This window comes from Actinoplanes sp. NPDC051537 (assembly GCF_055586105.1).
Map to the genome: position 1 here is coordinate 92,908 of NZ_JBVJIU010000015.1, position 18,446 is coordinate 111,353.

Sequence of the window (18,446 nt, forward strand, 5' to 3'; positions counted from 1 at the left end):
CTGGCATGGCCCCGCAACGGGCGACCCTTCTGCAGGTCGCGCAGCGGGCCGGCGTGTCCCGCAGCACGGCCTCCTTCGTCCTGGCCGGACGTCACCAGGACATGAGGATCTCCGAAGACGCCCGGCAACGGGTGCTCCGGTCGGCCCAGGAGCTGGACTACCGGCCCAACCTCATGGCGCGCAGTCTCCGGACGAAGGTCACCAAGACCATCGCGCTGATCTCGGACACGATCGCCTCCGACCCGTACGCGGGCCGCGTGATCCAGGGAAGCCTGGCGGCCGCCGTCTCGCGCGGGCACCTGCTGTTCATCGGCGAGACCGAGGGCGACACCGTGATCGAGGAGAAGCTGATCGCCGACTTCCTCGACCGGCAGGTCGACGCCTTCCTCTACGCGAGCATGTTCACCCGCTACGTCCGGGTGCCCAAGCTGCTGCGCGACCGGCCCGTGGTTCTTCTCAACTGCCTCAGCCGGGGTACGCGGGCGGCCCATCACGCGGTCATCCCGGACGAGATGGCGGCGGGCGTCGACGCGGCCCGCACGCTGCTCGAGGCCGGGCACCGGGGCGGCATCCACCTGGTCGGCCATCCCGGCGGCGGCGTCTTCGCCTCCCGCGAACGGCTCGCCGGGATCAAGGAGGGGCTGGGCGAGGCGGGGGCGCGGCTCGCGGGGACGATCGACTGCGATTGGTGGCCCGATTCGGCGTACGAGGCGGTCAGCCGCGTCCTGACCGAGGGACTCGAGCCCAAGGCCCTCATCTGCCTGAACGACCGGATCGCGCTCGGCGCCTACCAGGCGTTGCGGGAAGCCGGCGTGGCCATCCCCGACGACGTGTCGGTGCTCTCCTTCGACGACTCCGAGCTCGCCGCCTGGCTGCGACCCCAGCTCACCAGCATCGGGCTGCCGCATTACCGGCTCGGCTGGCAGGCGGTGGAGACGCTGCTCGGGCCGTCCACCGATCCCGCGGTGCAGCGCGTGCCGATGCCGATCGGGCGGCGCGAGTCGGTCGCCAAACCGCGCTGCGAATAACGTCGTACCCTCGTGGTTTCCTTGATGCCGTGAGCACGCCGGCCCCCTCCGCCTCGGTGCGCCGGCCTGCCTATCGTCTGGTCCGGCGACCGCTACCCACGCTGCCCTCGTTGCGCCCCGATCCGGTCCAGCAGTACGTGTCCGCCCACGTCGATGGCCCGCTGCTGGTGGTCGGCGGCCCCGGCACCGGCAAGACGACGATGCTGGTCGAGGCCGTCGCCGCCCGGATAGCCGAGGGCGTCGACCCCGAGCGCGTCCTGGTGCTGACGTTCGGCCGCCGCGGCGCCACCGCGTTGCGCGACCGCATCGAGGCCCGCATCGCCGGCGACCGCGGCCGCATCATGCACGAGCCGCTGGTGCGCACGTTCCACGCCTACTCCTACGCGCTGCTGCGCCGGGCCGCGGCCGAGCGCGGCGAGCCGTCGCCCCGGCTGCTCACCGGCCCCGAGCAAGACCTGATCATCCGCGAGCTGCTCTCGGTGGTCGGCGACCCGTCGGTCCCCGACGAGATCGGCTGGCCCGAGGCGCTGCGCCCGGCCCTGCCCACCCGCGCCTTCGCCCAGCAGCTGCGCGACCTGATGCAGCGAGCGGCCGAGCGCGGCATCGGCGCCGCCGAGTTGGCCCGCCTCGGCGAGCGCCTCGGCCGCGACGACTGGCCGGCCGCGGCCCGCTTCCTGCGGGAGTACGTCGCGGTCCTGGCCCTGCGCGACGTCACCACCCGCGGTTCGACCGCCTACGACCCCGCCGAGCTGGTGCGCGCCGCCTCGGGCCTGCTGGCCGACGACCCGGAACTGCTGGCCGCCGAGCGCGACCGCCTGGCCTACGTTTACGTCGACGAGCTGGCCGACACCGACCCGGCCCAGATAGACCTGCTGGCCCAGGTGACCGCGGGCGGCAAGCCCCTGGTCGCGTTCGCCGACCCCGACTCCTCGATCTACGGCTTCCGCGGCGCGGATCCCACCGCGGTCGCGACGTTCCCGACGAAGTTCCGCACCGCGTCGGGCGCCCTCGCCGAGACGATCACCCTGCACACGAATTACCGGGCGGTCTCGCCGGTGCTGACCGCGACCACCCGGGTGGCCCGCCACATGCGGGGGGCGATCGGTCATCGGCCGATGCACCCGCCGGCTGCGGCCGCTGCGCCCGGGCCGGCCGCGCCTGGGCCTGCCGCGGCCGCCGCGCCCGGCCCTTCCACGCCCGGCCCTGCCGCGCCCGGCCCTGCCGCGCCCGGCCCTGCCGCGCCCGGCCCTGCCGCGCCCGGCCCTTCCACGCCCAGCTCTTCCACGCCCGCGCCCGGCTCTGCCGCGCCCGCATCTGGGGCGGGCGGCTCTGCCGCACCTGCCTCTGCAGCGCCGGCCGCCGGCCCTGACACGTCCGCATCCGTCGTGCCCGGGCCATCGTCCTCGCCCGATTCGCTTGCCTCGCCCGATTCGACTGCTCCGGGCGGTTCCTCGCCCTCGACGGGGGGCGGCGGGGGCGATGTTGCCGGCGCGAATGAGCCTGCCCCTGCGCCGGGCGGGCCTGTCGGCGGAGCGCTTGAGGCCGGAGCGGTCGTGCGGACATTTCGGGCGGCGACCGCCGAGGCGGCGTACGTCGCTCATGCTCTGCGGGAAGCTCATCTGCTGCATGGGGTGCCGTGGTCGCGGATGGCCGTCGTGTTGCGGTCCACCTCGTTGCAGCTGCCCTCGTTCCAGCGGGCGCTCGCCGCCGCCGGCGTGCCCACCGTGACCCATGCCGAGGACATGCCGCTTCATCTGCAGCCGGCCGTGGCGCCGTTCCTGCTGTTGCTGCGGTGTGCGCTCGATCCGGAGTCGCTCAACGAAGAGGCGGCCGTCGCTCTGTTGCACTCGCCGCTGGGTGGGGCCGATCCGCTGGCCGAGCGGCGGCTGCGGCAGGGGCTGCGGGCTCTCGCGCTCGCGGCCGGTGACCGGCGGCCCTCGGGGGAGTTGCTGGTCGACGCCGTTCGCGATCCGGCGGGGCTCGACCTGGTGGAACGGCGCTGGGCGGTGCCGGCGCAGACCGTCGCGCGGCTGATCGCCACGGCTCGGGAGGCGGCGGCCGAGCCGGGGACCACCGCCGAGCAGGTCTTGTGGACGGTCTGGCGGGAGAGCGGGCTGGCCGACCGGTGGTACGGCATGAGCACCCGCACCGGCCTCTCCGACGACGCCGACGTGAGCCGGGCCCGGCAGTGGCGGGCCGAGGCGGCCGACCGCGACCTCGACTCGATGGTGGTGCTCTTCGACGCGGCGGCCCGGTTCGTCGATCGGCTGCCGGGGGCCCGCACCGAGGTGTTCCTCGATCACGTGCTGGGGCAGGACCTGCCGGCCGACTCGATCGCGCCGAGTGCCGACCGGGGTGAGGCCGTGCGGCTGCTCACCGCGCACGCGGCGAAGGGCCTCGAGTGGGACGTGGTGGTCCTCGCCGGCGTGCAGGAGGGCATCTGGCCCGACCTGCGCCTGCGTGGCAGCCTGCTCGGTTCCGAACGCCTGGTCGACGTGCTGGCCGGCCGCGCCGCCACCGGCCGGGCCGCGGTGGTGGGCGAGACGTCCGCCCTGCTCGACGAGGAACGACGCCTCTTCTACGTGGCCGCCACCCGCGCCCGACAGAGACTCGTCGTCACCGCCGTGGCGTCGGCCGGCGTCGGCGGCTCCGAGGGTGAGGAGCAGCCCAGCCGCTTTCTCACCGAGCTCGTCTCGCACCTGCCGGGGCCGTCCGACGGCTCGGCCGACGGCCCGCCGCCCCCACCCGACGATCCGGTCGATGGCCCGGACGATCCGCCTCCGCCCGATGGACCCTCGGGCCCGGACCCGTGGGAGTCCGGGGCGCGTGACGAGTCCACCGGACCGCCGGATACGACGGATATTTCGGGCGGCGGCAGTGGGGGAAGGCCCGACCGCGGCGACGGCGACGACGAAGGGGCGCGCGAACGCGACGGCAGCGATGAAGAAGCGCCCGAGGGCGACGGCGGCGACGAGGCGCCCGTGGTTGACGGCGGCGGCGAAGCGCCCGTGGTTGACGGCGGCGGCGAGGCGCCCGTGGTTGACGGCGGCGGCGAAGCGCCCGTGGGTGACGGCGGCGGCGAGGCGCCCGTGGGCGACGGCGGCGAAGAGGCGCCTGCGCGCGACGACGGGCGGGAACGCCTGCGGGCCGAGGGCGAGCTGCCCGTCGGCCGGGCGCCACGCGCGCTGACGCTCGCGGGGCTCGTCGCGGAACTGCGTACCGTCGTGGTGGGCGCCGACCAGACGCCGAGCCGGCGGCGCGCCGCGGCCGCTGAGCTGGCCAAGCTTGCCGCCGCGGGGGTGCCGGGGGCGCATCCGGACGAGTGGTGGGGGCTTCGGCCGCTCTCCGACGATCGACCGCTCGTCGACGAAGGGGATCCCGTCAAGGTCACGCCGTCCTCGATGGAGAGCGCGCTCCGGTGCAGCCTTCGATGGCTGCTCGAACGGCATGGCGGGGCCGCGCCGCCGGGGCCGGCGCAAGGGGTCGGCAATCTGGTGCACGCCGCCGCCATGCTCGCCGAGGATGCCAACTCCGATCGGGAGAAGCTGGTCGAGTATGTTTCGGCCCGGTTCGATGCGATCGAGCTCGCCGCCCGGTGGCTGGCCGGCCCCGAGCAGGAGCGGGCGCAGGGCATGGTGGACAAGCTTCTGCGCTGGCTCGCCGCCAATCCGCGGCGGCTGCTCGCCATCGAGCACGAGTTCACCGTGCGGCTCGAGGATGAGAAGCGGCCGATCGATCTCACCGGCCGGGTCGACCGGCTCGAGATCGACGAGGAGGGGCGGCTGGTGGTCATCGACCTCAAGACGGGCAAGACCACCACCGTCTCCGCGGCCGATCTCGGGGAGCACGCTCAGCTCGCCGGCTATCAGGCGGCGGTCGAGGCGGGGGCGTTCGGCGACCACGGCGATCAGAGCGGGGGCGCCGCGCTGGTGCAGCTCGGGCCGGGCAAGGACGCGCGGGAGCAGATGCAGGTTCCGCTCTCCGACGCGACCGACCCGCAATGGGCGTACGCGATGGTCCGCCGCACCGCCGAGACGATGGCCGCCGCGACCTTCGCCGCGGTGGCGAACAGCCGGTGCCGGGTCTGCCCGGTCCGCACCAGCTGCCCGATCTCCGGCAAGGGGCGCCAGGTAGTAGAAGATACGCAGTGACCCAGCCCAGCCTCTTCGCCGACGAACCGGCGGCGCCACGCCGTCGTGCCGACTCGGGACCGCGCTACACGCCGGCCGAGTTGGCCAGGCTGCTGCGCCTGCCGCCGCCGACCGCCGAGCAGGCCGCGATCATCTCGGCCGCGGTCGAGCCGTTGCTGGTGGTGGCCGGCGCCGGCTCGGGCAAGACCGAGACGATGGCCTCCCGGGTCGTCTGGCTGGTCGCCAACGGTTATGCGCACCCCGACCAGATCCTCGGCCTCACCTTCACCCGCAAGGCCGCCGGCGAGCTCGCCCACCGCGTCCGGGCCCGCCTCGGCCAGCTCGTGCGGCGACTGGGACGCGACGATGCGCTGGTCGGCGAGGCGACGATCTCGACCTATCACTCGTACGCGGCCCGCATCGTCACCGAGCACGGACTGCGCGCCGGCTACGAGCCGTCGGCCCGGCTGCTCACCGAGGCCGCCCGCTGGCAGATCGTCGACTCGCTGGTCCGCGCCTACACGGGCGAGATGACCGGCCTCAACCGCGCGCCCGGCACCGTCACCGACGACGTGCTGGCGCTCGCCTCCGAGCTCGCCGAGCACCTGGTCGCCCCGGACGAGCTGGCCGCCTGGACCGGCCGCTTCTTCGCCGAGGTCCAGGAGCTGCCGGGCCGGGTCTACAAGGACGTCGCCGACGTGCTCCAGCGGCAGCGGCACCGGCTCACGCTGCTGCCCCTCGTGCGCCTGTTCGAGCAGCGCAAGCTCGACATCGAGGCGATGGACTTCGGCGACCAGATGGCCCGCGCGGCGCGGGTCGCGCGCGATCACCCGGCGGTCGGCGAGATCGAGCGCGGCCGCTTCCGGATCGTGCTGCTCGACGAGTACCAGGACACCAGCCACGCCCAGGTGACGATGCTGAACGCGCTCTTCGGCGGCGGCCACCCGGTCACCGCCGTGGGCGATCCCTGCCAGTCGATCTACGGGTGGCGCGGGGCGTCGGCGGGCACGCTCGACCGCTTTCCGGGGGAGTTCACGCGACCGGACGGCGGGGACGCCTGGGTGCTGAGCCTGACCAAGAGCTGGCGGAACCGGCCCGAGATCCTCCAGGTGGCCAACGAGCTGTCCCGGCCGCTGCGGGCGGCCGGCGCGCGGGTGGCCACGCTCGAGGCGGCACCGCGGGTGGCGACCAGCGTCGGGGGCCGGACGGTGAGCTGTGCGCTGCTCACGACGTACGCGGATGAGGCCGATTGGATCGCCGACCAGATGTTGCGGGCCTGGCAGATCACGGCCGGCATGCTCGACGCGGCGCCCGAGCAGATCCCCGTCGAGAAGCGGCCGACCAGCGCCGTCCTGGTGCGGGTGCGCAGCCAGATCCCCGTGATCGAGCAGGCGTTGCGCGCGCGGGGCCTGCCGGTCGAGGTGGTCGGCCTGGGCGGTCTGCTCGATACCCCGGAGGTACGCGATGTCGTCTGCACGCTGCGGGTGCTGGCCGACCCGACCGACGGCGCCTCGCTGCTCCGCCTGCTGACCGGCGCCCGCTGGCGGATCGGCCCGCGCGACCTGGTGGCCCTGCACCGCCGGTCCCGGGGCCTGGCCGCGGCCCGCGCCGAGGTGGTCAACCGCGCCGACCCGGAGGACTTCCTGGCCGACCACCTGGACGACGCCACCCTGATCGAGGCGATGGCCGATCTGGGCGCCCCGCAGCAGTACTCGGCCGAGGGCTACGCCCGCCTCCGCACGTTCAGCCGGGAGCTCAGCGCCCTGCGGCAGCGCCTCGACCAGCCCCTTCCCGACCTGGTGGCGGACATCGAGCGCACCATCGGCCTGGACGTCGAGGTGGCCGTGCGCGGCTGGCGGGCCGGCGACGCCGGACTGGCCCGCGGTCACCTGGACGCGCTCGGCGACGTGGCGGCCCGCTACGCGGCCGAGACCGACGGCGGCACCCTGGCCGGCTTCCTGGCGTTCCTGGCCGCGGCCGAGGAGGAGGAGCGCGGCCTCGAGCCGGGCCAGGTCGACGTGGTCGAGGGCGCGGTCCAGATCCTCACCGCACATGCGGCCAAGGGCCTGGAGTGGGACGTCGTGTCGGTGGCCGGCCTCAGCAAGGGCGTCTGGCCGGGGCTGGTCCGGGCCAGCGACCACTACCTGATGGGCATCGGCGTGCTGCCGTTCCCGCTGCGCGGCGACGCCGACGGCCTGCCCGAGCTCGACCTCGCCGACGCGACCGACCAGAAGGGCGTGGTCGCGGCGGTCTCCGACTTCGGGCGCAAATGGCGGGAGCACGACGAGCGGGAGGAGCGCCGGCTCGCCTACGTGGCGGTGACCCGCCCCCGCCGCCTGCTGCTCTGCTCGGGTTACTGGTGGGGCGAGGCGGTCAAGAAGCCGCGCGGCCCCTCCGTGTTCCTCGACGAGATCCGCGCGACCTGCGAGGCCGGCGCCGGCCTGGTCACCGCGTGGGCGCCGGAGCCCGCCCCGGACGAGGCGAACCCGTCGGGGGCCGAGGTCGCCGCGGCCGAGTGGCCGTTCGACCCGCTGGGCCGCCGCCGCCCGGCCATGACCGCGGCGGCCGACCTGATCCGCCGCATGATCGCCGACCCCGACGCGTCCGTGGCCGAGGCCTTCGCCGACCTGGCCGCGAGCGAGCCGGAGATCGCCGCCCGGGCCGGTTTCGCGGCCGACCTGGTGGGGCTGCCCGAACCCGAAGCAAAAGCGGAAGCGTCCGACGATCCGGACATCGCCCGTTGGCGGCGGGAGGCCGACCTGCTGCTGGCCGAGCGGGACGAGCGGTCGCGCCGGGACGGGCCGATCGAGGTGGCGCTGCCCGGCCATCTCTCGGTGTCGCAGCTGGTGGTGCTGCGGCGCGACCCGCAGGGGCTGGCCCGATCGCTGCGCCGGCCGCTTCCGCAACGGCCCGCGCCGTACGCCCGCCGCGGCACCGCCTTCCACGCCTGGCTGGAGCAGCGGTTCGGCTCGGCCCGCCTGATCGACATCGACGAGCTGCCGGGCGCCGCCGACGACGACGCGGCCGGCGACGAGGAGCTGACCGCCCTGCAGGAGGCGTTCCTGAGTGGCGAGTGGGCCGATCGCACCCCGGTCGAGGTGGAAGTGCCGTTCGCGACCTCGGTGGCCGGTGTCGTGGTGCGGGGCCGGATGGACGCGGTCTTCGCCGAGCCGGCCAACCGGTACGACGTGATCGACTGGAAGACCGGCCGGCGACCGACCGGGGTCGAGGCCGAGGCGGCCGCGGTGCAGCTCTCGGCGTACCGGATCGCCTGGGCCTCGCTCGCCGGGGTGCCGGTCAACCGGGTGCGCGCCGGCTTCCACTACGTGCGCGAGCAGGTCACCGTGCGCCCGCACGATCTCCTGGACGCCGACGCGCTGGCCGCCCTGGTGGCGGAGGTTCCGGAGACCGGTCCCTAGGCGGCGCCGGCCGCGGCGAGCAGATGCAGCAGGGCGCCGGCGTACGCCTCTTCGGCCGTCGGCGCCTCGAAGCGCCGTTCCTCCCCGAGCAGGTCGATGCTCACCTCGTACGCGTCAAGATCCCGCCGCAGTTGCCGGAAGGTGCCGCCCAGCAGCTCCCGCAGCTGGTCCTCCCGCGGAAGCCAGATCGCCTCGTCGATCTCGACGTCGTCCAGCGCCCACTCCGTGGTGCCGTTGAAACCGATCACCCGTCCCTCCGGCACCGAGTACACCTGGATGGTCATGTTGCTCAGGACGAACACCTCTTCGTCCAGGTCACGGTCGGGAATCGCGAAGCGATCGCCGAGCGTGGGTTTCCATGCGAGCCCGGCCTCTTTCAGTCGTGATGCCATTTGTGCGCCGATCACCGCCGAGCCTCCTCAGTCGTGCTACGCTCCAGCCGTTGTTCGTTTGGTTTGCCAAGTACTTAGGAGCGCCTGTGGGGAATTCTGCCCCAGGCGCTCTTTGTCGTAACCCGGGTTCTCCGGTGCGGGCGATCAGTACGGCGACACGAGACTCGGAGAATCCGGGTCTTACCACCTCGCACCTGTCCATAATGGGCAGGAGCGATCGACCGTCGAGGAGACGATCATGGTTACCGGCGTTGTGAAGTGGTTCAACGCGGACAAGGGCTTTGGGTTCATCACCCCCGACGACGGCGGCGCCGACGTCTTCGCCCACTTCTCCGCGATCCAGATGTCTGGCTACCGCAGCCTCGAGGAGAACCAGCGAGTCGAGTTCGAGGTGACCCAGGGCCAGAAGGGCCCGCAGGCCGCGAACATCCGCGCTGTCTGATTCACGAGGTCAACAACAAGTCCGGCGCCGCATCCCGCCAGGGGTGCGGCGCCGTTCTTCATAGCGCCTTGCTTTTCATACGGCGGCGGCCTCGGGCAGCGGCGCGGTGCCACCCATGTGCGCCGGCAGCCACCAGCGATCGTCGGGGCCCGACGGCTTCTCCGGGTAGGCCCGCTGGACCGCGTCGAGCAGGCCGCTGAGCCGCTCCTTGAGGACCGCCGAGAGCGCGTCGGGCGACGTGCCCTTGGGCATCTCGATGGCCTCGCCCACCTTGATCAGCACGGGCACGTGCCGCTTGGTCAGCTCTTTCTTGTGCCCCTTGGTCCAGAGCCGGTGCGGGCCCCAGACCACCATCGGGATCAGCGGCACCTTGGCCGTGCGCGCCAGCCGCACCGCGCCCGACTTCAGCTCCTTCACCGTGAACGACTCGCTGATCGTCGCCTCGGGGAAGACGCCGACCACCTCGCCGCCCTTGAGCGCGTTGGTCGCCTCGCGGAACGAGGCGGCGCCGGCGTCGCGGTCGACCGGGATGTGCCGCATGCCGCGCATGAGCGGGCCGCTCACCTTGTGGTCGAAGACCGACTTCTTGGCCATGAAGCGGACCAGCCGCTTGGCCGGCTGGGCGGCCAGGCCGCAGAAGATGAAGTCGAGGTAGCTCACGTGGTTACTCGCCAGCACCGCACCGCCCTCACGCGGGATGTGCTCGGCGCCGTCGACCTGGATGCCTAGGTCGAGCGCGCGGAACATCGTCTTGGCTAAGGCGATGACCGGGGGATACACGAGTTCCATGGAAAGACGGTAGCCGAACTCCCTGAAGATCGGCTGGATCGGGGTGCAACCAGTGAGGGCTCTGGTGCGTCTTTACCTAAGACGACTGTGCGCCGACGGGGGGAGACACACATGCGCAGCACGCCCGCCCGTCGTGAGTTGGCGTTCGTGCTCGCCGTGGCCTGCGTCGGCCTGGCCCTGGTGCTGGTCGTCGTCTTCGCGCCGTGGTACCCGGCGACGCCGCCCGGCGCAACCGAGGTGGCGACCGTGCAGGACCACGTCGTCCGCCTGGTCGGCGACGAGCAGCCGGACGGCGGCGCCGCGCTGACGCCGTAGCGCCTGGCTCGATCATCGGCCACCGCCGCCGTGACCCGATTCTCAGCGGCGTGGTGTTCACTGGGATTCATGTCTGAGCCGAACCCGGAGACCTTCGCCTGGCAGCGGCCCGGCGACCGGTTCGCCTCGGGCATGGTGACGGGATCGGCCGGTTCGCTGCTCGCGCCGCCGCCCCCGCCTCCGGAGGCTCCACCGAAGCCGGACGGCCCGAAGCGTCGCCGGCGGCAGATCCGGATCTTCGCGGGCGTCGCGGGTGGCATCCTCGCGATCGGTCTGACGATCCTGCTGGCGCTGGTCTTCTCCTCGGACGGCAACCCGTTCCGCAGCAAGGCGTCGGCGCCGACCGACGTGCGGCCGCCGCTCGCCCAGGCCTGCCCGGCGCCGACCGGCTCGCCGAGCCCGGCGCCCACGCAGACGCCGAGCGCCCTGCCGCCGGCGACCGGGGCCCGCACGACCGACACCGACGCCGGCATCTCCTACAAGGCGTACGGGGCGCCCTGGGTGCCGTGGACCACGGTGTGGCGGGCCGGGACGCTCGAGGTGCCGTACAAGATGGGCCAGCACTTCGTGACCGAGACCTACCGCGGCGGCGAGTACCACGCGTCGATCCTGTCGGCCGCGGTGCCGGCGGCCGACAACGACGCGGTGACGCTCAACCTCGAATGTGTGGGGCAGCAGGTGGCGGCGGACGTGCGGGCCGAGTACTACCCGCAGCCCAACACGCTGGAGCGGATCAAGGACGGGCTGACCACGATCGGCGGGCGGCCGGCCTACCTCAGCCAGTTCCGCCTGCATTTCCACGAGGCCGGGCTGACCGCCACCGACGAGCTCTCGGCGGTGGCGGTCATCGACGTCGGCAGGCCGACGGCGGCGGTCCTGTACGTGTCGATCCCCGGCACCCACAAGCAGTGGGACTACGTGGTCGACGACGTCATGAAGTCGGTGCGGGTGTTCTAGCTTCCCGTGAGACCCCAGCGCTTGCGCAGGGCGTTGTCGGCGGCGTTGAACACCACGTCGATCAGGATGCCGATCACCAGGACGACGATGATGTAGCTGATCACCAGGCTCGAGTCGGAGAAATCGCGGGCCTGCTGCATGCGTACGCCGATGGAGAGCGCCCCCGGCACGATGACCAGCAGCTCGCCCGCCATCAGGCTCCGCCAGGAGAAGGCCCATCCCTGCTTGAGGCCGGAGATGAACGAGGGCAGTGACGCCGGCAGGATCAGGTGCCGGTACTTCGCGACGCCCTTCATGCCCAGCACCTGCCCGACCCGCAGCCAGGTGCGCGGCACGTAGTCGATGCCGCTGATCAGGCCGTTGGCCACCGACGGCGCGGCGCCGATGACGACCACGAACAGGATCGCGCTCTCACTGATCTGGAAGAGCAGGATCGCCAGCGGGAACCACATGATCGACGGCATCGTCTGGAGGCCGGTGATCAGCGAGCCGATGGCGGCCCGCAACGGGGCGAACCGGGAGACGGCCGCGCCGACCACGGTGCCGATCAGCACCGCCAGCGCGAAACCGGTCAGCGCCCGGGTCAGGGTCAGCCGTACGCCGTCCCAGAAACCGCCGTCGGTGAGCACGCCGCCGAGGTCGCCGAAGACGGTGGCCGGGCCGGGCAGCACGTAGTCGGGCTTCCAGTGCGACCACACGACGATCTGCCAGACGAGCAGCACGATCGCGATGGCCAGCAGCTTGGGCCAGGCGCTGCGCCAGATCCGCTTGCCGACCGTGCCCTTGTCGCTCTTGGGCGCCAGCTCGAGCGCGTCGAGGCCGGAGACCTCGTTGGCCTGCTCCGACGTGGCGACCGGGCCGGCGGTCTCGCCGGCCAGACCCTCGAGCCCGGCGCGGGCGGACGGGAACTTAGTTGGCATGGCGGGCCACCTCCGCGCGGAGCCGGTCGGTGATCTCGGCGGCCTGGCCGGACACCTCGGGCGAGTCGATGCGGCGCGGCCGGTTGTGGGTGACCGGGAAGTCCTCGATCACCCGGCCGGGCCGGCTGCTGAGCAGCACGACGCGGTCGCCGAGGCGCACCGCCTCGCGCACGTTGTGGGTCACGAACAGGACGGTGAGCTCCTGCTCCCGCCAGATCCGCTCGAGCTCGTCGTGCAGGATGTCGCGGGTCATCGCGTCGAGTGCGCCGAACGGCTCGTCCATCAGCAGGATGTCGGCGTTCTGGGCCAGCGCGCGGGCGAGGGCCACGCGCTGGCGCATGCCGCCGGAGAGCTCGTGCGGCCGCTTGTGGCCGAAGCCGCTCAGCCGCACGATCTCCAGCAGCTCCTCGGCCCGCTTCCGGCGCTCGGCCTTGCCGGCGCCCTGCAACCGCAGCGGCAGCTCGACGTTGCCGGCGACGGACAGCCAGGGGAACAGGGCGGCCTCCTGGAACATCAGCGAGACGTGCCGGCCGCCGATGTCGAGGTTGCCGCCGCTGATCCGGTCGAGGCCCGCGACCAGCGAGAGCAGCGTGCTCTTGCCGCATCCGGAGGCGCCCAGCAGGCAGACGAACTCGCCCTGCCGGACCGTCAGCGAGACGTGGTCGAGCGCCAGCAGCGCGCCGTTGCCCGACCCGTACTGCTTGGAGACGTTCTCGAGGCGGACGACCGCATCGGTACGGACGTCGGTGTGTTCCAGGAGGCTCATGGTGATCCCTCGTTTCAGGCCGCGGCGTCGCTCACCTCGGGCTGACCGGCCGCCTTGAGCAGCTCGTTCAGCGGACCGAGGTCGTAGATGCCCTTGAGGTCGACGGGCTTGAGCAGGCCGACGTCCTGGGCGTGCTGAGCGCTGGTGAACAGGGAGGAGGCGATCGGGTCGGCGGTGAAGCTGAGGTTCTTGAACGACGCGGCGAGCACGTTGTCCTTCAGCGCCTTGCCGGACAGCGCCTTGATCTGCTCGTTGGCCGCCGCCTGCGCGCCCGCGTTGTCGGTCTTGATGTAGTCGAGCGCCTTCAGATGGCCCTGGAGGAGCTTCTTCACCGTGCCCGGGTACTTCTTCAGGAACTGCTGCGAGACGATCAGGTGGGTCGTCACGAACTCGCCGCCCGGCCACAGGTCCTTCTCGTTGACCAGGACCTTGGCGCCGGACTCGAGCTGGAGCCGGCTGAAGTACGGCTCGGGCAGCCAGGCGCCGTCGATCGCGCCCTGGGCGAACGCCTGCAGCGTGGTCGCGTTGTCCTGCGGGAGGATCGAGACGTCGCCGCCGCCCTGGGCGTCGGCGTTGAGACCGTTCTGCTTGAGGTAGGCGCGCAGCGCGACGTCCTGGGTGTTGCCCAGCTGCGGCGTGGCGAGCTTCTTGCCCTTGAGGTCGGCCGCGGTGTTGATGCCGGGCTTGACCACGAGACCGGCGCCGGCCGAGGTGCTGCCCGCGATGATCTTCAGGGCCTGGCCCTTCGACTGCGACCACCCGTTGATCGCCGGGTTCGGGCCGATGTACGTGGCGTCGACCGCGCCGGAGAGCAGCGCCTCGAGGGCGGCCGGGCCGGCGTTGAACGTCTTGGCGTCGAGCTTGGTGCTGCCCAGAGCCTCCTGGAAGAAGCCCTTGTCGACGCCGATGAGAGCGGGCGCGTGGGTGATGTTCGGGAAGTAGCCGAGCTTGATCGTCGACGCCTCGGCCGCGCTGCCACCCGAGGCGGCGGCGCTGTCCTTGTCGTCACCGCAGGCGGTGAGGGCGGTCGCGGCTATCAGGGCGGTGGCGGCGAGGGCGAGCGCACGTACGGTGCGGGAGCTCATGCTCACTCCTAGGTTCTATTGGCTGGGTAGCGGGGAGAGTTCGGCCAGGGTCTTGTGGTCGACGACGCCCTCGATGGCTTCCTCGACGGCGACCCACACGTCGCGCAGCCCGGTGGCGGCGCCGTGGTAGGTCGTGGTGCTGGTGGGGAGTCCCCGCACGGTGGTCAGCGCGCCGCCCACGGCCCGGACCACGTCGCCCACCGTGATCTCGCCGGCCGGGCGGGCCAGGGCGTAGCCGCCGTCCACCCCGCGGTGGCTGTGCAGCAGGCCGGCGCGGCGCAGGTCGAGCAGGATCCCTTGCAGGAAGCTGAGCGGGATGTCCTGGACGGCGGCCAGCTCGGCGGCCTTGACCAGATGTGGCTGCTCGGCCGTGATGGCGAGCATGGCCCGTACGGCGTAATCGGTCCGCGCCGAGACGTACACGATCCGCTCACCTCCTCGCCGTCCGAAACTCTGCTTTCTCTATCTGTTGCATGGGAATAATGGACGAGGTGGGAAAGGCTCGTCAACCCGCGACCGCATGGCGGGAAGCGCCCGGTGATCGGTGACCTGCAGTCGCGCAGGTGAACACGCAGCGCGCTAATGTCAGTCCGTGGCGCGCAGAAGCAAGATCCCCGCAACGAAGTACCCGGTCGAGCGATTCACCCTGGACAACGGCCTGCGGGTGGTTCTCACGCCCGACCGCAGCGCCCCGGTCGTGGGCGTCGCGGTGGTCTACGACGTGGGCATCCGCTCCGAGCCGGAGGGCCGCACGGGCTTCGCCCACCTGTTCGAGCACCTGATGTTCCAGGGCTCGGAAAACCTGGAGAAGCTCGCTCACTTCCGGCACGTGCAGGGCGCGGGGGGCACCTTCAACGGCTCCACCCACCTCGACTACACCGACTACTTCGAGGTGCTGCCGGCCGGCGCCCTCGAGCGGGCGCTCTTCCTCGAGGCCGACCGGATGCGCGGGCCCCGCCTCACCGAGGAAAACCTGCTGAACCAGATCGACGTGGTCAAGGAGGAGATCCGGGTCAACGTCCTGAACCGGCCGTACGGCGGCTTCCCGTGGCTGAAGCTGCCGCCGGTGATGTTCGAGACGTTCGCCAACTCCCACGACGGTTACGGCTCGTTCGGCGACCTCGAGGCCGCCACCGTCGACGACGCGGTCGCCTTCTTCGACCGGTACTACGCCAGCGGCAACGCCACGCTCGCGGTCGCCGGCGACTTCGACGTGGCCGAGGCGACCGCGATGATCCGGCGGCACTTCGGCGACGTGCCGGCCCGGCCCGCGCCCGTGCTGCCCGACTTCGACGAGCCCAGCCTCGACGGCGAGCGCCGCGACGTCTACACCGACCGGCTCGCCCCGCTGCCCGGCGTGGCCGCCGCCTGGCGGGTGCCGGACCCGATCGCCGCCTTCGAGGACTACCTGCCGTACGTGGTTCTCGCCGAGGTGCTCACCGACGGCGAGGCGTCCCGGCTGGTCGAGCGTCTGGTGCAGCGCGACCGCTCGGTCACCAGCATCGGCGGCTACATCGGCTTCATGGGCGACGAGTTCCAGGTGCGCAACCCGACGGCGCTGCTGCTGCAGGCGCACATGCCGCCCGGCGGCGACGCCGAGAAGGTGCTGCGCACCGCCGACGAGGAGCTCGACCGCCTGGTCCAGGACGGGCTGGCGCCGGGCGAGCTCGAGCGAGTCCAGGCCCGCATCGCCACCCACCTGCTGCGCGACACCGACGCCGTGCTCGGCCGGGCGCTGCCGATGGCCGTGCTGGAGCTCCAGCGCGGCCGTCCCGAGCTGCTCAACGAGCTGCCCAAGCTGGTCGGCGAGGTGACCGACGCGCAGATCATCGCCGCCGCCTCCAGTCTCAAGCCCGACAACCGTGCCGTTGTCGAGGTCCAACCGGGAGTTACCGCATGACCGCCAAGACCCTGCCCGACCTCGTGCCGGACGCCAAGCTGAAGCTGCCCCGCCAGGTCGAGCGCACGCTGCCGGGCGGCCTCACCGTGATCGCGATCCGGCGCTCGTCGGTGCCGCTGGTCGAGCTGCGGCTGCGGGTCCCGTTCAGCAAGGCGCCGCTGCCCCGGGCCACGCTGCTCTCCCAGGCGCTGTTCACCGGCACCGGCACGATGTCGAGCGTGGACATCGCGGCCGAGCTCCAGGCGGTCGGCGGCGGGCTCTCCGCGGGCCTCGACCCCGACCGGCTGCTGGTCACCGGCAACGCGCTGGCGAGCGGCCTCGACCGGATGCTGGAGATCCTGGCCGCGGTGCTGACCGACCCGGCCTACCCGAACGCCGAGGTCGCCACCGAGCGGGACCGCCTGGTCGACCACATCAACGTGGCGCTCAGCCAGCCCGCGCACATCGCGCGGACGGCATTGCTCAAGCGGATGTACGGCAAGCATCCGTACGCGATCCAGACCCCCGAGCCGGAGCAGGTCCGCGCCGTGCGCCCGGCCCAGTTGCGCGGCCTGCACGCCGACCGGGTCCGCCCGGACGGCGCCGTGCTGGTGCTGGTCGGCGACATCAACCCGGAGAAGGCGATCGACGCCGCCGAGAAGGCGCTCGGCAGCTGGACCGGGCCCGGCCGCGACGAGACCGTGCCGGAGACGCCGGCGCTCGAGCCCGGCCCGCTGCTGCTGGTCGACCGGCCCGGCTCGGTGCAGTCGTCGCTGCGGATGGCGCTGCCCGCGCTGCCCCGCACCGACCCGCAGTACGCGGCCCTTCAGCTCGCCAACATGATCTTCGGTGGCTACTTCTCCTCCCGCTGGGTCGAGAACCTGCGCGAGGACAAGGGCTACACGTACGGCCCGCACACCGCGATCGAGCACTACCTGGCCGGCTCGGCGCTGCTGGTGGCGGCCGAGGTCGCGACCGAGGTGACCGGCCCGTCCCTGCTCGAGACCTTCTACGAGCTGGGCCGGATAGCGAGCCTGCCGCCGTCGGAGGAGGAGCTCGAGCAGGCCCGGAGGTACGCGCTGGGCACGCTCCGGCTCGGCATGTCGACCCAGGCCGGGCTGGCCGGGCTGGCCAGCATGTACGCGAGCTTCGGCCTGCGCCTCGAGCACCTGCGCCGGCACTCGGCGGCCCTGGCCACGGCGACGCTGGACGACGTGGCCGAGGTCGCTGCGCGCTTCCTGGCGCCGACCCAGGCGGTAACCGTCGTGCTCGGCGACGCGGAGAAGGTGGAGGCCCCGCTCGCCGCCCTCACCCAGGTCGTGCGCGGCGACGCGTGAGCACTCCCGAGTTCCCCGCGACCCCGCCGCTGGCCCGTAGCACGCTCGACCGCTCCGGGCTGCGTCGCCGCGACGAGGCCTGGCTGGCCGAGGCCTGGAGCCGCGGCCTCGTGCTGATCGTCGACCCGCGCGGCGGCCGGGCCCTGGTCGAGGACCGGCCCGAGGGCGGCGCCGGCCTCGTGCTGGTGCCCTCGGCCGACGCGCCGGAGGGCGCCGAGCACTGGTTCCTCGGCGTCGACCCGGAGGGCGCCGCGCTGTGGGCGGTCGCGGCCCCGCTGCCCGAGGTCGAGGGCGCGCGGGTGGTCAGCCTGCGCGACGTGGGCCACCTGCTGAACGACCGGGACGCGGGCCTGTTCACCACGGCCGCCGCGCTCGCCAACTGGCACGCCAGTCACGGCTTCTCGCCGCGCACCGGCCTGGCCACCACGGCGGTCGAGGCCGGCTGGGTGCGGCGCGACAGCGACGGCAACGACATGTGGCCGCGCACCGACCCGGCGATGATCGTGCTGGTGCACGACGGCGTGACCGGTCCGGAGGGCCGCTGCCTGCTCGGCCACAACGCCACCTGGCCCGTCACCGACGGCGTGACGCGCTTCTCCTGCCTGGCCGGTTACGTCGAGCCCGGCGAGTCGGCCGAGGCCGCGGTGCTGCGCGAGGTGGGCGAGGAGGTGGGCATCCCACTGCTCACCCTGACGTACGCCGGGAGCCAGTCCTGGCCCTTCCCGGGCTCGCTGATGCTCGGCTTCCACGCCACCGCCGACCCCGCCGAGGAGCTGCGTCTCGACCCCGAGGAGATCGACGAGGCTCACTGGTTCACCCGGGACGACATCGCCAAGATGATCGCCGGCGACTTCGTGCACCCGGAGACCGGCGTCCGGATGAGCCTGCCGATGCGGTCCTCGATCGCGTTCTACCTCATTGAGACCTGGTTGGGTGGTTTCACCCGATAACGCATCGGTCTTCATCGAAGTAGAAAAGTTTTTCGCT

At 72.6% G+C, this 18,446-nt stretch carries 15 protein-coding genes; 9 read left to right on the plus strand and 6 right to left on the minus strand.

The window, feature by feature from the left end; translation table 11 throughout:
* Positions 1–5 precede the first annotated feature (5 nt).
* The 3 genes from ACZ6TB_RS33010 (at position 6) to ACZ6TB_RS33020 (ending at position 8,577) form a co-directional block, all read left to right on the plus strand.
* Positions 6–1,028, plus strand: coding sequence for a LacI family DNA-binding transcriptional regulator (locus ACZ6TB_RS33010; RefSeq protein WP_465561062.1), 1,023 nt, complete (start codon positions 6–8; stop codon positions 1,026–1,028).
* A 77-nt stretch (positions 1,029–1,105) separates the two neighbouring features.
* Positions 1,106–5,179: an ATP-dependent helicase gene (locus tag ACZ6TB_RS33015; RefSeq protein WP_465561497.1), complete on the plus strand. Its 4,074-nt coding sequence runs from the start codon at positions 1,106–1,108 to the stop codon at positions 5,177–5,179.
* A complete protein-coding gene (locus tag ACZ6TB_RS33020; RefSeq protein ID WP_465561064.1) occupies positions 5,176–8,577 on the plus strand; it encodes an ATP-dependent helicase in 3,402 nt (1,133 codons plus the stop codon). Before ACZ6TB_RS33015 ends, ACZ6TB_RS33020 begins: the two co-directional genes overlap by 4 nt.
* Here ACZ6TB_RS33020 and ACZ6TB_RS33025 read toward each other — a convergent pair.
* A complete protein-coding gene (locus tag ACZ6TB_RS33025; protein ID WP_465561067.1) occupies positions 8,574–8,969 on the minus strand; it encodes a pilus assembly protein CpaE in 396 nt (131 codons plus the stop codon). The two genes, ACZ6TB_RS33020 and ACZ6TB_RS33025, sit on opposite strands and share 4 nt — an antisense overlap.
* Positions 8,970–9,207: 238 nt before the next feature.
* On the opposite strand from ACZ6TB_RS33025, the gene cspE reads away from it, so the two are divergent.
* Positions 9,208–9,411 (plus strand): transcription antiterminator/RNA stability regulator CspE, encoded by a 204-nt coding sequence (cspE, locus tag ACZ6TB_RS33030; RefSeq protein ID WP_030442529.1) that lies wholly within the window; start codon positions 9,208–9,210, stop codon positions 9,409–9,411.
* A 75-nt stretch (positions 9,412–9,486) separates the two neighbouring features.
* On the opposite strand, the gene ACZ6TB_RS33035 is transcribed toward cspE, so the two are convergent.
* The gene (locus ACZ6TB_RS33035) at positions 9,487–10,200 is read right to left on the minus strand and encodes a lysophospholipid acyltransferase family protein (protein ID WP_465561070.1); all 714 of its coding nucleotides are present in this window, start codon (positions 10,198–10,200) and stop codon (positions 9,487–9,489) included.
* A gap of 111 nt (positions 10,201–10,311) precedes the next feature.
* On the opposite strand from ACZ6TB_RS33035, the gene ACZ6TB_RS33040 reads away from it, so the two are divergent.
* Together ACZ6TB_RS33040 and ACZ6TB_RS33045 are read left to right on the plus strand one after the other, a co-directional pair.
* On the plus strand, positions 10,312–10,515 hold the full coding sequence (locus tag ACZ6TB_RS33040; RefSeq protein ID WP_465561073.1) for a hypothetical protein: 204 nt from the start codon (positions 10,312–10,314) through the stop codon (positions 10,513–10,515).
* A 69-nt stretch (positions 10,516–10,584) separates the two neighbouring features.
* Positions 10,585–11,472, plus strand: coding sequence for a hypothetical protein (locus ACZ6TB_RS33045; protein WP_465561075.1), 888 nt, complete (start codon positions 10,585–10,587; stop codon positions 11,470–11,472).
* On the opposite strand, the gene ACZ6TB_RS33050 is transcribed toward ACZ6TB_RS33045, so the two are convergent.
* Genes ACZ6TB_RS33050 through ACZ6TB_RS33065 form a run of 4 tightly spaced genes read right to left on the minus strand, consistent with a single transcriptional unit; the run spans position 11,469 to position 14,666 of the window.
* Complete coding sequence (locus tag ACZ6TB_RS33050) at positions 11,469–12,392, minus strand: ABC transporter permease (protein ID WP_465561078.1); 924 nt, start codon at positions 12,390–12,392, stop codon at positions 11,469–11,471. The two genes, ACZ6TB_RS33045 and ACZ6TB_RS33050, sit on opposite strands and share 4 nt — an antisense overlap.
* Positions 12,382–13,158 carry an ABC transporter ATP-binding protein gene (locus tag ACZ6TB_RS33055; protein WP_465561080.1) on the minus strand — a complete coding sequence of 259 codons (777 nt, stop codon included), beginning with the start codon at positions 13,156–13,158 and terminating at the stop codon, positions 12,382–12,384. The genes ACZ6TB_RS33050 and ACZ6TB_RS33055 overlap by 11 nt, the downstream gene beginning before the upstream one ends.
* A 14-nt stretch (positions 13,159–13,172) precedes the next feature.
* Positions 13,173–14,243, minus strand: coding sequence for an ABC transporter substrate-binding protein (locus ACZ6TB_RS33060; RefSeq protein ID WP_465561083.1), 1,071 nt, complete (start codon positions 14,241–14,243; stop codon positions 13,173–13,175).
* A gap of 15 nt (positions 14,244–14,258) precedes the next feature.
* The gene (locus ACZ6TB_RS33065) at positions 14,259–14,666 is read right to left on the minus strand and encodes an RrF2 family transcriptional regulator (protein WP_465561086.1); all 408 of its coding nucleotides are present in this window, start codon (positions 14,664–14,666) and stop codon (positions 14,259–14,261) included.
* Between the two features lie 169 nt (positions 14,667–14,835).
* Here ACZ6TB_RS33065 and ACZ6TB_RS33070 point away from each other — a divergent pair, with 169 nt between their 5' ends.
* Genes ACZ6TB_RS33070 through nudC form a run of 3 tightly spaced genes read left to right on the plus strand, consistent with a single transcriptional unit; the run spans position 14,836 to position 18,409 of the window.
* On the plus strand, positions 14,836–16,143 hold the full coding sequence (locus ACZ6TB_RS33070) for a M16 family metallopeptidase (RefSeq protein ID WP_465561089.1): 1,308 nt from the start codon (positions 14,836–14,838) through the stop codon (positions 16,141–16,143).
* Positions 16,140–17,459, plus strand: a complete 1,320-nt coding sequence (locus tag ACZ6TB_RS33075) for a M16 family metallopeptidase (RefSeq protein ID WP_465561092.1) — start codon at positions 16,140–16,142, stop codon at positions 17,457–17,459. Before ACZ6TB_RS33070 ends, ACZ6TB_RS33075 begins: the two co-directional genes overlap by 4 nt.
* Positions 17,456–18,409 carry an NAD(+) diphosphatase gene (nudC, locus tag ACZ6TB_RS33080; RefSeq protein WP_465561095.1) on the plus strand — a complete coding sequence of 318 codons (954 nt, stop codon included), beginning with the start codon at positions 17,456–17,458 and terminating at the stop codon, positions 18,407–18,409. The genes ACZ6TB_RS33075 and nudC overlap by 4 nt, the downstream gene beginning before the upstream one ends.
* The last annotated feature ends 37 nt before the right edge of the window (positions 18,410–18,446 follow it).